The 15,602-nt window shown below is 36.7% G+C and carries 12 protein-coding genes; 3 read left to right on the top strand and 9 right to left on the bottom strand.

Annotated elements, in window-relative coordinates:
- Positions 1 to 44: 44 nt before the first annotated feature.
- The 6 genes from ACT9TX_RS14540 to nirB form a co-directional block, all read right to left on the bottom strand.
- The gene (locus tag ACT9TX_RS14540; RefSeq protein WP_481339327.1) at positions 45 to 899 is read right to left on the bottom strand and encodes an ABC transporter ATP-binding protein; all 855 of its coding nucleotides are present in this window, start codon (positions 897 to 899) and stop codon (positions 45 to 47) included.
- Positions 900 to 944: 45 nt separating this feature from the next.
- Positions 945 to 1,727, bottom strand: coding sequence for an ABC transporter permease (locus ACT9TX_RS14535; protein ID WP_481339325.1), 783 nt, complete (start codon positions 1,725 to 1,727; stop codon positions 945 to 947).
- Between the two features lie 110 nt (positions 1,728 to 1,837).
- Positions 1,838 to 3,046 (bottom strand): CmpA/NrtA family ABC transporter substrate-binding protein, encoded by a 1,209-nt coding sequence (locus tag ACT9TX_RS14530; RefSeq protein ID WP_481339323.1) that lies wholly within the window; start codon positions 3,044 to 3,046, stop codon positions 1,838 to 1,840.
- Between the two features lie 135 nt (positions 3,047 to 3,181).
- Positions 3,182 to 4,774 (bottom strand): alginate export family protein, encoded by a 1,593-nt coding sequence (locus tag ACT9TX_RS14525; RefSeq protein ID WP_481339321.1) that lies wholly within the window; start codon positions 4,772 to 4,774, stop codon positions 3,182 to 3,184.
- A 155-nt stretch (positions 4,775 to 4,929) separates the two neighbouring features.
- Positions 4,930 to 5,328, bottom strand: coding sequence for a nitrite reductase small subunit NirD (gene nirD, locus ACT9TX_RS14520; RefSeq protein WP_481339319.1), 399 nt, complete (start codon positions 5,326 to 5,328; stop codon positions 4,930 to 4,932).
- Positions 5,329 to 5,450: 122 nt separating this feature from the next.
- Positions 5,451 to 7,955, bottom strand: a complete 2,505-nt coding sequence (gene nirB, locus ACT9TX_RS14515; RefSeq protein WP_481339317.1) for a nitrite reductase large subunit NirB — start codon at positions 7,953 to 7,955, stop codon at positions 5,451 to 5,453.
- 202 nt (positions 7,956 to 8,157) lie between these two features.
- Here nirB and cobA point away from each other — a divergent pair, with 202 nt between their 5' ends.
- Positions 8,158 to 8,931: a uroporphyrinogen-III C-methyltransferase gene (cobA, locus tag ACT9TX_RS14510; protein ID WP_481339315.1), complete on the top strand. Its 774-nt coding sequence runs from the start codon at positions 8,158 to 8,160 to the stop codon at positions 8,929 to 8,931.
- Between the two features lie 68 nt (positions 8,932 to 8,999).
- Entirely contained in the window at positions 9,000 to 9,659 is a 660-nt protein-coding gene (locus ACT9TX_RS14505) for a Crp/Fnr family transcriptional regulator (protein WP_481339314.1), read from the top strand.
- Between the two features lie 520 nt (positions 9,660 to 10,179).
- Here ACT9TX_RS14505 and ACT9TX_RS14500 read toward each other — a convergent pair.
- The 3 genes from ACT9TX_RS14500 to ACT9TX_RS14490 all read right to left on the bottom strand — a co-directional run bounded on the left by ACT9TX_RS14500 (position 10,180) and on the right by ACT9TX_RS14490 (position 14,617).
- Positions 10,180 to 10,677 carry a hypothetical protein gene (locus ACT9TX_RS14500; protein ID WP_481339312.1) on the bottom strand — a complete coding sequence of 166 codons (498 nt, stop codon included), beginning with the start codon at positions 10,675 to 10,677 and terminating at the stop codon, positions 10,180 to 10,182.
- Between the two features lie 217 nt (positions 10,678 to 10,894).
- Positions 10,895 to 12,577, bottom strand: coding sequence for a sensor histidine kinase (locus ACT9TX_RS14495; RefSeq protein WP_481339311.1), 1,683 nt, complete (start codon positions 12,575 to 12,577; stop codon positions 10,895 to 10,897).
- Positions 12,578 to 12,649: 72 nt separating this feature from the next.
- Entirely contained in the window at positions 12,650 to 14,617 is a 1,968-nt protein-coding gene (locus ACT9TX_RS14490; protein ID WP_481339309.1) for a KUP/HAK/KT family potassium transporter, read from the bottom strand.
- A gap of 384 nt (positions 14,618 to 15,001) precedes the next feature.
- On the opposite strand from ACT9TX_RS14490, the gene ACT9TX_RS14485 reads away from it, so the two are divergent.
- Positions 15,002 to 15,412, top strand: coding sequence for a hypothetical protein (locus ACT9TX_RS14485; RefSeq protein ID WP_481339308.1), 411 nt, complete (start codon positions 15,002 to 15,004; stop codon positions 15,410 to 15,412).
- The last annotated feature ends 190 nt before the right edge of the window (positions 15,413 to 15,602 follow it).

The raw sequence follows: 15,602 nt of genomic DNA, 5'->3' as shown, positions 1-15,602 counted from the left end.
TAGTTTAAAGGCAGCAATCGTTAGAGGACTCTTGAAAAACTACATTAATCTTCAATTGAAAACTTGTCTATCAATAAGTTTAAAAGCCTATCGTGAATACGCATGTATTCTGGGTCGTGAACAATATCTTTTTTGTTACGAGGTCTTGGTAAGTTTACGTCTACAATCTCTTTAATGGTAGCTGCTGGGCCATTGTTCATAACCACTACACGGTCGCACAAAAAAATAGCTTCTTCAATATCATGCGTTACCATTACAATGGTTTTTTCTCTATGGTCAAGATTCCAAAGTTTTAGTAACTCTACATGCATACTACTTTTTGTAAGTGCATCCAAAGCACCAAATGGTTCATCTAAAAGCAATACTTTAGGGTTAATAGCAAATGCTCTTGCAATAGCTACACGTTGCTTCATACCGCCAGACAATTGCCCTGGTAATTTGTCTTTGTGATCCCAAAGCTTCACCATTTTTAAGTTGCTCTCTACCAATTCTTTTTTCTCAGCAGCGCTTAAATTTTTCATAGTGCTATCTACTGCTTCGTAAATGTTTTTGTACACTGTAAGCCATGGTAGCAAAGAGTAATTTTGAAAAACAATACCTCTATCTGGGCCTGGGCCTTTTACTGTTTTGCCGTTTGCAATCACATCGCCTTGTGTAGGTGTCACCATGCCACTTATAGTACCCATTAGGGTCGATTTTCCACAGCCTGAGTGACCGATAAGCGCTACTATCTCACCTTTTTTTACTTGTAAGTCTATATCTTTTACAGCAGTGTAAATGCCTTTAGGCGTTTTAAAACTTACGGTAACATTGTTTATTTCTATGGCATTGCTATTAAGCACAGGTTCTAAAATAGCATCTGCTATTTGCTGACTATTTTGTGAAATGGTTTGTATCATAATAGTTATTTAATGAGTTGATGAATCTTGTGTTTTTGTTAGAAATTAAGCAGTGAATGACACTTTCTTTTGCAAGGCCGAAAATGCTTTGTCAAGCAATAAGCCCACCACACCAATAATTACGATAGCAACTAAAATTTTTGCTACACTACCACCGTTAAAACCTTCTTCCCATACAAAATTTCCTAAGCCACTACCGCCACTTAACATCTCGCCAGCAACAATTACCATCCATGCAATACCTACAGACAATTTTAAACCTGTAAAAATGTGTGGCAATGAATAGGGTATCATGATTTTTGTAACATATTTAAACGTAGAAAAGCCAAATGCCTTACCCACATTTTTATGGTCTTGTGGTATGGTAGATACACCAAAAGAGGTGTTAATAAGCGTAGGCCATAAGCAGCAAATGAAAATCATAAAAATGCTAGCTTGAGGGCTATCTTTAAAAATAGCTAAGCCCAAAGGAAACCAAGCCAATGGCGATACTGGGCGTAATATTTGTATAATAGGGTTGAAAATGTTCATCATTATTTTGCTAGAACCAAGCATTAAGCCTAAAGGAATAGCTAATAAACTACCTAGTGTAAAACCAATACCAACTCTACCTAATGAACTTAATAATTTAGTACCAATGCCTTTTATATCGGCATCGTTTTGAAAGGGCTGTTTAATTACTTCTTTAAACACTTCTAAAGTCATTTCAGGTGATGGCACTTCGTTTTTAGTAAGCTTTGCTACCAAAGCCCAAATGCCACCTAGAATAATCATGCCAGCTAAAAAATAGCCTATTGATAAAATCGATTGAATGAGTTTATTTTTCATAATTGATGTTTAATTGGTAACTGATTAAATAAAGTATTTCATATGGCAAGCAATCAGTTAGAAAAACTAAAACAAAGAGAAAATGAGAAACCTCCTTTGCTGGATTACTGTTATTTAGTGCATCCTGCTAAGTAAGCTTTAGGGTTATTAGGGTCGAAAACAATTGTTTCTAAATTTGTTTTAAATGGTTTCATGTCGTCAGCTGGTACAGCTATACCCATGCTTTTTGCTACTTCTGCATATAGTTCATCCATCACTATTTTATTGGCAATGTCTTTATAGTTAGCTGGTAAAGTAGGTACCATGCCAAATCTTGCATACTGTGTTAAAAACCAAATACCGTAGCTAACTTTAGGAGCGTTTACATTACCATTTCTATAAAATTGCATGTAGTCATCTTTGTACTTTTGAACACCCAAGTCGCAGCCTAAATCGTTGCTACCAAGTAGTCTTGCTTGTATTACTGGTAAAGCAGCATTTACATAGTTTGGTTTGGTTAATACAGATGCAGCTTTATTTCTATTGCCCATATCATCTAGCCATTTACAAGCTTCTAGTATGGCTTTCATTACGTTCTTTAAATCTTCTCTACGGCCATCTGCAAATGCAGGATTTACAACTAGTGCTTTTTCAGGATGGTTCTTCCAAATGTCTTGCGAAGCAATATGTGTAAAGCCGATATTTTGCTGTGCAGCCACACCGTTCCAAGGTTCGCCTACACAATAGCCTTCCATATTATCTACCTTCATGTTAGCTACCATTTGTGGTGGTGGTATAGTAATGATGCCAACACTTTTACTGTTTACACCACAAGCTGATAACCAGTTGCGTAGCCATATATCGTGTGTGCCACCAGGAAATGTCATAGCAAATGTTACTTCCTTTCTGCTCTGAACATTTTTAACAGCTGCGGCTACTTTTTTGGTTTCTTTAAAGCCTACTAAGCCACAAAAATCTTTTGATAAAGTAATGCCCTGACCATTGTTATTAAGTGTCATAGCTATACGCATTTCGCTACCAGCTTTGCCACCAATACCTGTGTAAACCGAGAAAGGCATTGAGTACAAGCAATGTGCACCATCCAACTCGCCGTTTAAAATTTTATCTCTTATTACAGCCCATGATGCTTCTTTAGTTAATTGTACTTCTACACCGTATTTAGCAAATAAGCCAAGCTCTTTTGCCATTACCAATGGTGCACAATCTGTTAAGGCTATAAAGCCAAGCTTTACTACCTTTTTTTGACTATAACTAGCGGTTGATACTAGTATTAAAGCTACAGCCAATAAGGCTTTTAATATATTTTGTAGTTGTTTCATGATGTTTAATATTTTGCTTGATTTACTTGCTTTTTATGTTTGGGCGTTACCCACTTTCGTGGGTCGGGCTTTCCGTTGCAAGTCCTCGCTACGCTGCGGGCTTTTCACTGCAATCCCTAACGCAGTCACCTTGTATTATGGTCTTATTGCAACTGGTTTGGTATAAAAGAAATCAGGTGTAAACTTTAGCATGGCATAAAACCAATTGCCCGTTTTGTTGTAAGTATCGGCCACAGCATCAGTAGTTGCTTGTGCTTTTGCAAAAGGCATACTGTTACTTGCTTTCATAATAGAGTAGCCAAGTTCTATGTTGGTAAACTTGTTCATTTGATAGTTCAGTTGTAAATCCAATTCGTTACCCAAAGCTTTATCTACCAAGCTGCCATCAGCTTTTTTCATATCGCTTGCCAAAGCAAAACTGTGAAAGTCTGCACCAAGCGTTAGTAGGTTAGATGTGTATTTAATTTTGAAATATGGATTTACTAATCCACCAGCTGGCGAACCAGTACCTACGTAGAAATAATCCATGTAGCCCCAGTGTTTATGAGGTGTACCGTATAATGGATCAAAGCGTTTGCTAGTAGTAGAAGGGTTAGAAGCATCATCACCTGATAACACATCAATACCTGGTGTAAAACTGAATTTGCCTTTTTGGTAAGTAGCAGATACTGTGTAATGGTAAGCTAATAAATCTCTACCATCTCTATCGCTACCTGTTTGGTTGTAATAAGCAGCTTGCAAAGCAATTTTACCAAAGCCAGAAGCATTACCAAAAGTATGATTAATCATTAAGCCATAGGTATAACGATGTTGTGTGCCTGAGTAATCAAAAGCATCTGTAGCACTTGCTGGTACAAACCTGCGGCCATATACATAACCTGCTGTAGCATTACCTACGCTATCAAGTTTGTACTTGCCAAAATTGTCAGCAAAGAATAATGCAGAGAATTTAGTTTGGTTGATTTTCTTGCTTACGTAAAGGCTGGTAAACGATTTATATTCTTGTGTAGCAGCGTTTGTGCCGGGTGGATTGGCATAAACTGGTGTACCGGTAATAGCACTATTGTTTGCAGCACTACCGCCTGCTGCTAATGGTACCAAACCTGCTGGTGCTGGCACTAAAGCACCTAGTGAATTACGAACATAGGCTGGTGTATTGCCTGGTACATAATTAGCATTGGTAATACCAAAGGCATCGTTGTTTTGGTTAAATGCATAACCTAAATCTACCTGCCAGCCATGATGTACGGTTTTTAATAAAGCCATATCATGCCTACGAGCTTGTTGTAACCAATCTAAGTTGCCTATTAATCTTACATCATCATAAATTAATTCTTGACGACCAATTTTGATAGACATTAAATCGAACCATTTGAATTTAATGGTTGTATCTGCTTTATTTGCAAGAGTTAAATCAGCCCAAGCTTCATGCAGCATTAATTTTGCCCCATCGTTGTTGGTAATGGTAGATGCGTCTTGCCCCCACACTCTAACGTCTTGAATAGCAACGCCAAATGTTAATCTGTCCCATTTGTAGCCAAAGTTTAAACGGGTACGTTGAGAAGTAAAAGCGGCTGTTGATGCACCTTTTAAAGTAAGGTTGCCTAGGCCATCACGAATTTCAGTACGAGTTCTTAACTGGCCCGTAAGTGTGAATTGAGCATTTGTGTGTACAATTACCGCACAAAAAATAATTGTGCAGAGAATCTTTGCAAAAGACTTTTTCATGTTAGTTTTGGTCGATTTTTGAGGTGAATAATTATTGCCATCTTAATTTTCTGGCCCAGTAAGAACTGCAATTCTGCTGGGCTCTTTTTTTGGTTGTTGGTGTTTGATATTATATCATAAGCGTTAGTTGGTAATGGGTTAATGATTATGGTTGTTTAGTTGTTATTTGCTGGCATGCCTATATAAACTTTACCGTTTACCACGCTTACAGGATAGGTTGTAATAGCACATTCATCACCGCTTAAGCATTTGCCTGTAACTAGTGAAAATGTTTTTTTGTGAAATGGGCAAGCTACTTTTGGTTCATCATTTTGCGAACCAATCATACCACGGCTTAAAGCCATTTGCTGACGGTGTGGGCATTCGTTTTGAGTGGCATACCATTCGCCTCTACGTGTAAAGTGAAATAAGGCAATTTGATCCTCGTTGTACTTTACACAAACACCACCATTATCTGGTACGTCAATGGCATCGCAAGCATAGAACCAGTTGAGCCCTTCAGCCTCTAAAGGGGAATTTTGCAGTTGATTATTTGTAGTTTTTAGTTCTTCCATTGTTTGAGTTTTTAATTTTTAATTTTATACGCTACGATAAAAGCCGAACAAAGCGCTAATAGTACAAGTGTGCGACGCAACGATGTTTAATGCTTGCTCTAAAGCTGGTTACCCAAAGATTCTTACTTCCAATCGGCAACTTTTTTTTGTTCTCGCATGGGTTCAAACTTCATGGTCGGGTCTTTTTCTTCTGGTGCGTTTACAAAGTGGCTAAAGCGTTTTCTTATTTCTGGATTTTCTATGGCTTCTTTCCACTCGCATTTGTAACTATCTACTAGTGCTTGCATCTCTTGTTCAAGTGTTTCGCCTATACCCAAACTATCATTTACCACTACATTGCGTAAATAATCTATACCGCCTTCCATTTTATTAAGCCAAGTGGCTGTGCGGGTTAATGGATCGGCTGTTTTTATGTAAAACATCAACATTCTATCGAGATACTTTATAAGGGTTGCATTATCTAAGTCAGAAGCCAATAACAACGCATGTTGTGGTTTGCTGCCACCATTGCCACATACGTACAAGTTCCAGCCTTTTTCTGTAGCAATGACGCCAAAGTCTTTGCTTTGTGCCTCGGCACATTCACGTATACAGCCAGAAACGCCGCCTTTTAATTTATGTGGTGAACGAAGGCCTCGGTAGCGTTCTTCAATTTGTATGGCAAAGCTTACACTATCGTGAAGACCAAAGCGACACCAAGTGCTACCTACACAGCTTTTTACTGTACGTAATGATTTGCCGTAGGCATGACCACTTTCAAAACCAGCAGCAATTAATTCTTCCCAAATTTTTGGTAAGTCTGATAAGTGTGCACCAAATAAATCGATGCGCTGACCACCTGTAATTTTTGTGTAGAGATTGTATTTTTTAGCTACAGAGCCAATAACAATTAGTTTCTCTGGTGTGATTTCGCCACCTGGTATGCGTGGCACTACAGAGTAAGAACCACCTTTTTGAATATTGGCTAAGAAGCGGTCGTTGCTGTCTTGTGCAGTGGCATTGCCTTTTGCAAGAATCATATCGTTCCAAAGGCTTGCTAAAACTGAAGCCACCAAAGGTTTACAAGTTTCGCAGCCATCGCCTTTGCCAAAAGAATCTAATACATCGTCGTACGTTTTAAGTTGGTTCATTTTCACTAAATCCAACAACTCTTGACGAGAATAATCAAAGTGCTCACAAATAATGTTGCGTACATATTTGCCTTGCGCCTTCATGGTATGTTGCATTAGGTCTTTAACCATTGGTACACAACCACCACAACCTGTACCCGCTTTGGTGCATTTTTTTATGGCATCAATGGTTTCGCAACCGCCTTCTGTAACAGCATTGCAGATATCGCCTTTGGTAATGCTTTCACAACTACAAACTATTGCTTCATTTGGTAGGCCTAGAACACCACCGCCTGATGCTTCTGTTTCGCCACCACGACTACCAAGTATTACATCTTCTGCATTTGGTGGCAGTACTATTTTATTTTTAGTAGTTTGTAACAGCATGTTGTATGCCTCTGCATCGCCTATTAAAATACCACCAAGTAAATATTTGCCATCACCACTAATATTGATGCGCTTGTAAATACCTTTCATGGTATCTTCAAACACTATTGTTCTGGTTTCACTGGTTTGAACAAATGGATCGCCAAAGCTTGCAACATCTACACCTATTAGTTTAAGTTTTGTACTCATGTCAAAACCAAGGAAAGATTTGTCTACGCTTACAAGATGACTAGCTACTACTTCTGCCATATCGTAACCTGGCGCAACAAGACCGTAAATCATGCCATTGTACAAAGCGCATTCGCCTATTGCATAAATAGAAGCATCTGATGTTTGTAGTTTTTCATTTACTACAATACCACCACGAGTACCCACTTGCAAGCCACAAAGGCGAGCGACTTCGTCTCGTGGTTTAATACCAGCAGATATTACTAGCATATCTACTTCTATGCTGGTGTCGTCAGTAAACTGCATGCCAGTAATTGCATTGTTACCAAGAATGGTAGATGTGTTTTTACTGGTAGCAATCTTTAGTCCAAGTGTTTCAAGTTTTTTTGTAAGGATATTGGATGAAGCTTCATCTATTTGACGAGGCATTAAACGGGGAGCAAATTCTATCACCGTTGTATCGGTAATACCTAAATCAAGCATTGCTTTTGCAGCCTCTAAGCCTAATAAACCACCGCCAATTACAGCGCCTTTTTTAGCTTTTTTAGCATAAGCCTGCATTAGTTCCAAATCCTCAATGGTTCTATATATAAATACACCATCTTTTTCTACACCAGGTATTGGTGGTACAAACGCCGAAGAACCTGTTGCTATAATTAATGCGTCGTAGCTTTCTATAATGCCTTTGTGTGAAGTAACAGTTTTCGCTTCTCTATCAATATTTGTAATTGGGTCTGCTAAATGCAGTGTAATATTATTTTCTGCATACCAATTAAGTGGCGACATTAACAAGTCGTCAGCAGTTTTGCCAGAAAAGAATTCGGATAAATGTACACGGTCGTAAGCAGGGCGAATTTCTTCACCAAAAACAACAATGTTAAATTGTTGTGGCTGAGCTTTAGCAATAAGTTTCTCACAAAATTTGAAACCTACCATACCGTTACCAATTACTACAATTTTCATATTAGTTTATATGATTGGGTTAGTAAATAAAACGGCAAGAAATCGTTGTATTATTATTAATAACATTTAATAAAATAAAAACTGTTTCTTCCGTTTATTCTTATTAAAATATTAATTATGTCATAAAATTAAAGGTTTATTTTCAAAAAACAACTATTTTTATCTTAAATAAGTTACATTTATTTAAACATAATATAAAAGAATGAAAAAATCACTACTCAGTTTAGTTGGTGCTGGCCCGGGAGATCCAGATTTAATTACACTAAAAGCAATAAAAACGCTACAAGCTGCAGATGTAATATTATATGATGCACTGGCAAATACATCTTTATTAGACTATGCGTCGCCTAATGCCATTGTACAATTTGTAGGTAAGCGTTTTGGTTGTCATGCATTATCACAGCAAGAAATTAATTTGCTAATTGTAGAGATGGCTTTGCAACATGGAAAAGTTGTACGCTTAAAAGGTGGTGATCCATTTGTATTTGGTAGGGCGCAAGAAGAAATTGATGCTGCAAGAGCCAATGGTATAGCGGTAGAAGTGGTGCCTGGTATTTCTAGTGCTATTGCTGTACCTGCTTCGCAAATGATACCATTAACATGTAGAGGTATTAATGAGAGTTTTTGGGTTACTACTGGCACTACACAAAGTGGTGATATTTCTAATGATATTCAATTAGCTGCGCAATCATCTGCTACCGTAGTAATATTAATGGCAATGAGTAAGCTTGAAGCCATTATGGACATATTTAGTAAATACGGTAAAACAGAAACGCCTGTGGCTATCATACAAGATGGTACTACAGAACGAGAGAAATGTGTAATAGGCAAGGTGAAAGACATTGCTTTTAGGGCGCAATACGCTGGCTTAAGTAATCCTGCCATTATTATTGTAGGTGAAGTAGTGTCTTTACATCCTTCTTTTTTAGCGTCAACAGTTGCGTCTATTACTCAAGCAAAACAATCAGTTGGATAGAATATATAAACAGGTACTTAATAACCTATTAACTTGCAATTTATTTGCTAAAAGGAAGATTAGACTTGATGAAAAAGGGGAAACATAATTGCGATTTAAAAAGCTGTTTTTTTTGCAAACTATCTTTAAAAGAATGGTTGCCTGCTATAGATGCGCACAGGCAAATGCAACAGTTTAAAAAAGGCGAATTAATATTTACCGAAGGTGAAGAAGTAAAAGGTATGTACTTTATATACGACGGTATAGCCAAAGTACATAAAAAATGGGGTGACGATAAAGAGTTGATTGTGCGCTTTGCGCAAAAGGGTGATATTATTGGTCATCGTGGTTTGGGTAATGATATTATTTATCCTGTATCAGGCACTGCTTTAGAAGCCGTTACAGCTTGCTTTATTGATTTGGACTTTTTTAAATCATCACTGAAAGTAAACCACGAACTCACTTATCAGCTAATGTTATTTTTTGCAGAGGAATTACAAGAATCTGAGAAGAAAATGCGCAATATGGCACATATGCCTGTGAGAGATAGGGTGATAAATGCACTACAGAAAATTCAACAAAAATTTGGTACAAATGCCGATGGTTTTGCCAATATTACTATTACTAAACAAGATATAGCCAATTTTGCCGGTACTACTTTTGAAACAGTTTTCAGGGTAATGAATGAATTGGTTGCAGAGAACATGATTAAGGTTTCTGGTAAAACGTTTGGAATAATAGTTAAATAGAAATTAGCAAAATCTTCCTCAAATTTTAGTAAACAGCGGTCAATCTCTCGCTACACTTTTCCTTAATTAGGGCTTTTTTATTGCTAAAATTTCTTTATAAATTATATTGTTATATATCCATAATATCAAATTGCATTCGTAGATAATTTCGCAAGTAGTTTTTGTTTTATAATAGTTTAGAAGACAGTTTAATCACTAAGTATTGTAGGTTATGGTTATTGCTTGATAACCTTAATTTGTATTGATACTAAGTGAACCATTGCTTGCGGGCTACTAATTTGCTTTGGTCAAGCTCGGCGGTTTTAATTAGGCTATCAGCCTCGCTAGGCTGCGTCATTAGGTTAAATGAGTATTACATATACTAAATGGCTGTTGTTTTGTCAGCCATTTCAAAAGTAAAAATTTAGTATATTTATTACTATTCAATAAATATTACGAAAGATGTAGTTTTACTGCGAATCACATTGGCGTAACCGATAATCAGTATAGCTATGCAACTATGTAATGAGAGAGCAACTACCTACAAGGCTTTCGCACAAGTTATTTCTGCTTCTAGACCACTTATGGCTATCAGCGCTTGCACTCTTAAAAATTGATACTTTTTTAGTTTGCTACCAGCTTTTCGTTGCAGTATAGCCCATTGTAGGCTGGCATTTTCTGTAAGTGAACTATCTGTACCCAATGTGTTAGCTACATGTAGCAATTGCTGTGCTTGCTGTAATTTTTCTTTAATGGCAGCTAATTTTAATTGTAGTTGTTGCAATTGTACTTCGCATGTTTTTATATGCTTGCTCAGCATTTTTTGGGTAGCTGTATCATGTGGGGTAGTGGTATTGGCTAATTGTTCTGTAGTAAGTAAGGCATTTTGTATGGCCACCATAGCAAGACTAGCCGTTGCGGGCAAAAATCGCTTACCAGTTTCTGCCATGGCAAGCATACCACGGTCACAATCTATCAACGTTGCAAATGCTGCTTGCGATATACCTAATGCCTGCCTTGTGGGTAGTATAGCTGCCATCTGTTACATCTTTTTTACAAAACTATAAAATTGTAACACGCTTGTTACATTTTCTGTGTTACATTTTTAAATTGTAACAGAAAAATTGTAACACGAAATTTTTTTGTATTGGCTTTATATAGCATAGCAGTAAATACTCTTTTAGAAAATACTAAAATGTTTTTTAAAGCATCAGCTTGGTTAAATACACTTTTACAGTACAGGTATAAAAATATGACTAAGCAGGCAATGTAAAATAAAAATTACTGCCTTCACCAAGTGTACTTTTCACACCAATACTACCGCCTTGTGCTTCTATAAATTCTTTGCTGATGGCTAGCCCTAAGCCAGTACCTGTAGAAATGCTACTTGGTGTTTTAAAGTAGCGGTCAAAGATTTTGTCTAAGTATTTTGATGCAATGCCAACACCTTTATCTGCAACACTAATTTTTAAATAATCATTTTCATGTTGTATGCTAATGGTAACAATGCTGTGTTCATGCGAATATTTTATGGCATTGGTCAATAAATTAATCAATACCCAAGCAGTTTTGTCTTTGTCGGCTTTTACCAACACATTCGTTGTTGCAAGCTCTTGTTGAATAGTGATTTTCTTTTGCTCTGCAGAAACTTTCACCGCATTGGTGGCATAATCTACAATGTCTAAAATGCTACATGGCTGTAAGCTCAACTGAATATTACCAGTTTCAACTTGAGATAAGTTCAATAATTCACCTGTTATTTTTAATAGTCTATTGCTATCGTCTTTAATGCTGTCAATCAGTTGTTGTTGATCATCGTTTATAGCGCCTATTTGTTTATTCTCAAGCAAATCAAGACTCATTTTTATAGAAGCAATCGGTGTTTTCAATTCATGAGAAACGGTTGCTATAAAATTGGTTTTAGCCTCGTTCAGTTCATGAAATGGCGTGATGTTTCTTAGCACAATTACATTACCAATTACTTGTTCATCGTTACTTACACTGAGCACATCTTTATTAAAATAGCTTTCTTTATTATCGGCATAAATTTTCAATTCTGTGTAATTATCATCTTGCAATAAGCGACGCATTAAATCATTACTAATAGCAACATCAGCAGCATATTTACCCGCAATATCTTGCTCTTTTAACCCAAGCATTTTTTCGGCTACAGCATTTATAAACAAAATGTTTTTGCGTTCATCCAAACCAATAATACCATCTTTCATTTGGTTAATAATGGTTTCAATACGGCTTTTCTCAAACTTAATTTTAGCCAAATTACTGTGTTCATATTCGTCTAGCTTTTCGGCCATAATATTGAAGGCATTAGCCAAATCACCAAATTCATCATCTTGCTTTAAGTGTATGCGATTACTATAGTTTTTATTGGCAATGGCTGTAATACCTTCTGCCAAAGCTTTTATAGGTGTTGCTATTACATCTGGAAAATTGACCGTTAGTGTTAATGCAATAATGGTTAAAATAGTAAACACAACCGTTAACCAAAATATCGCATTACTTGCGGTGCTTTGAGCAGTATCATTTTTGCGTAAAATAGCATTTTGGTTTATGTTGTTAATGCGTTGAATGGCTTGCCTTATTTCTCTGTAATTGCTACTATCATTAGGTTGTAGTTGTAGCTCTTCAAAGTTTTTGCGTAGCGATTTTGTGGCATCATCTTCACCGTATTCTGTAATATTTCTCTCTTGATTGGCAAGATTTTTTTCAAATTCAGCGTACGCTGTTTTATTGCCAGGCAGTTCTTCTAAAGCCTTTAGCATATTGTTATTGTACACCAATGTTTCGTAATTATTGGTCAATATTTTATTGGTATCGTTACTTAACTTATAGATAGAACTAATGCCAAGAATACCGAACACCAATATCACGATGAACAGAAAACCGATGCCAACTGTGAGTTTTGTTTTTAGTTTCATTACTACAAGTTTCGGTATAAAAAGCTACAATTACTTGTCTTTACTTAAGATGTTCATTGTAGCTTTTATAAATTATAAACTCGCTACACGCCTTAACGATACTTGCTGTGGTGTGGCAATTACCAATGGCGTTTTCTCTATGTCGGTATCGCTACCATCAAGCCCAAAGGCTTTTTTATCTGATAAAGCCAAGCCATTAATAGCAAAATACGAGTTGAGTATAAAGCCTTCGTTTAACGAAAACTCATTTTCTACCGATAAGAAACGCTGAATAATGACATAGCGAATATCGCCTGTAATATTGTGTTTGTTTAGTGCTAGTGCAGGCTTGTTAGGGTCTAAATGCAGCTCGTGATGTTCTAGCATTTCTTCCAATACTTTCTTAAAGAATAAGTTGATCCTTGGCTGAATTCTAAAGCCTAGCTTAAAGTCTACACGAATAATTTTATCATGTTCTATTTCTTCTACCGAGTATTCCATAGTATAGGGCTCATCGGTTCTATCTATATGCAATAGCCAGTACACATCTGCACGTTTTGGTCGCTTGCATAGTAGCGATTCTAGTATTCTTTTTTCAATGGCCTTTTTGTTATTGGCTTTGGTTAGGTACACCAAATGTGTAGCATATTTTGGCTCATCTTTATTTACACTTAGTTCTGTTAACGCAGGTACATAGGGCTGTATGTTTTCAAATTGTAAAAAGCGATTGGTAATTTTTCTTGCTCTGTACCAGATATACATGATAAATACCAAAGTAACTTCAAATATTAAGAACATCCAACGTTGCTTAATTTTTGCCACATTGGCTATAAAGAAAGACACTTCTACTGCTAAGAATACAGCTAGAATAATAAACAGTAATACCGATGCCCATTTCTTCACAAACTTCATGTAGTAAAACATTAAGCAAGTGGTCATTAACATGGCCACGGTAATAGAAAAGCCATATGCAGCTTCCATTTTGCTCGAATCTTTAAAGTACAGCATCATACCTACACAGCCTGCCCACAATATCCAGTTAATGCTTGGTATATAAATTTGCCCACGAATATTGGTGGGGTATTTTATGGTAATACGTGGCCAAAAGTTCATGCTTACGGCTTCGCTAATTAAAGTAAACGAACCGCTAATTAAAGCCTGACTAGCAATAATGGTAGCCAAAGTGGCAATCACAATACCAGGCAATAAAAACCAATGTGGCATGATTTCATAAAAAGGATTCAAGCCATCTAAATGCGTTTTGCCACTGTGTAGCAACCATGCAGCCTGACCAAAATAGTTGCTAATCAAAGCCACTTTTACAAAAATCCAACTTACTTGAATATTCTTTTTACCACAATGGCCAAGATCTGAATACAACGCTTCTGCACCAGTAGTGCATAAAAATACCGCACCCAATAGCCAGAAACCATTTGGATAATTGACTAACAAACGAATAGCGTAGTAAGGATTAAAAGCCGCAAGAATAGGCGTGTAATGGGCTATTTGAATAACGCCCCAAAACATAATCATGCTGAACCAGATAAACATAATAGGCCCAAAAGCACTGCCCACCACCTTAGTACCAAACTGCTGAAAAAAGAACAGCAGCGAAATAATACCGATAACAATACCTACCGTAAGGGCGTTGCCAGGTACAATAATGCTTTCAAGGCCATGAACACCATTTAAGCCCTCAATAGCAGATGATACAGAAATAGGCGGTGTAATAATACCATCGGCCAATAAAGTACCTGCACCAACAATAGCAGGAAAATACAGCCAATGCCTATAACGCCACACCAAAGCGTACAGAGAAAAGATACCACCCTCGCCTTTATTATCCGCCTGCAAGGTCAGCAAAATATATTTGAAGGTGGTTTGTAAAGTGAGCGTCCAAAAAACGCAGGAAATACCGCCATAAACAAGCTCATCAGTAATAGGTCGTTCGCCCATGATGGCTTTAAAAACATACAAAGGGGAAGTACCAATGTCGCCAAAGATAATTCCAAGGGTAACCAACAGACCGGCTGCCGTTACCTTCTTAAGGTTAGAGTACATAGTAGTAGGGGTTTGCTAAAATCTTATCATTAGCAGGCAATCACTAGCACAAGCACCAATAAAATGCCAGTAGAGGTGAAAGGGGAAAAGTGAGAAGTGAAATGATTAAAAACACTCAATAAAAAAGTTAAAAATATTTTTCGGCCAAAGGCAAGCGCAAAAAAATACCCTTTCATTTTGAAAGGGTGATTATCATTTTGGTAGGGTAGATGTGTTTTGGTGGGCTGTGGTACTACTATTAAACTTCGTTGTGTCACTCACTGCAACGCCTTGAACACTTTTGGGCATTGATTAGCTGGAAGGTGACGATTATGTTACAGAAGAAATTAGGTATATTGCAAGTAGGTTTATTATTTATTTATAGGAGCTAAAGATTTAAAAACTATGCTAGAAGATCCAATTGAGATATACATTTATGATAAGAGACAAAAGATGTCTTTTAATATATACGTTCACAAAATTTCAGAAAATATTTTTCGTGTTCTTGAGAATGATTTATTCAATTGTCGGTTAACAATTGGTGCAGAGTTCGAAACTCGGATTAACAAAAATGGCGAACATGAAATTGTTCGAATAATTAAGGACTCTGAATTCATCACTACTCGCTTTTTTCTAACTTCTCAATTCAATACGTCTGAATATCGATTGCTAGGTGACGAAATAGTAAAACATGGTGGTTCTTGGCAGGTTGATATGGGCAGTATTGCAACCATAAATCTACCTAAAGATTGCAAGCTAGATTTAGATGAAATATTCAAAACATTCAATTTTAATTCTACATATCTAGTTGATTAGCTATCTTTTTTCAACATAACTTGTATTTGAATACTACTTAGCCAAAGTAGAGTTTGATAAGTTATCACAATTATAAGTCTACTTTTCACAAAGAAGTACTCTTCGCCTTGGTACGTGTCCTCACCACAGGTGTACGAAAGATAAATTAGCTCTTTGATACAATAAAATTAAATTTATCCGTTGCTTTAAG

Source organism: Parasediminibacterium sp. HNIBRBA5674 (assembly GCF_056745525.1).
This window is presented reverse-complemented; position numbering and strand designations above follow the sequence as displayed.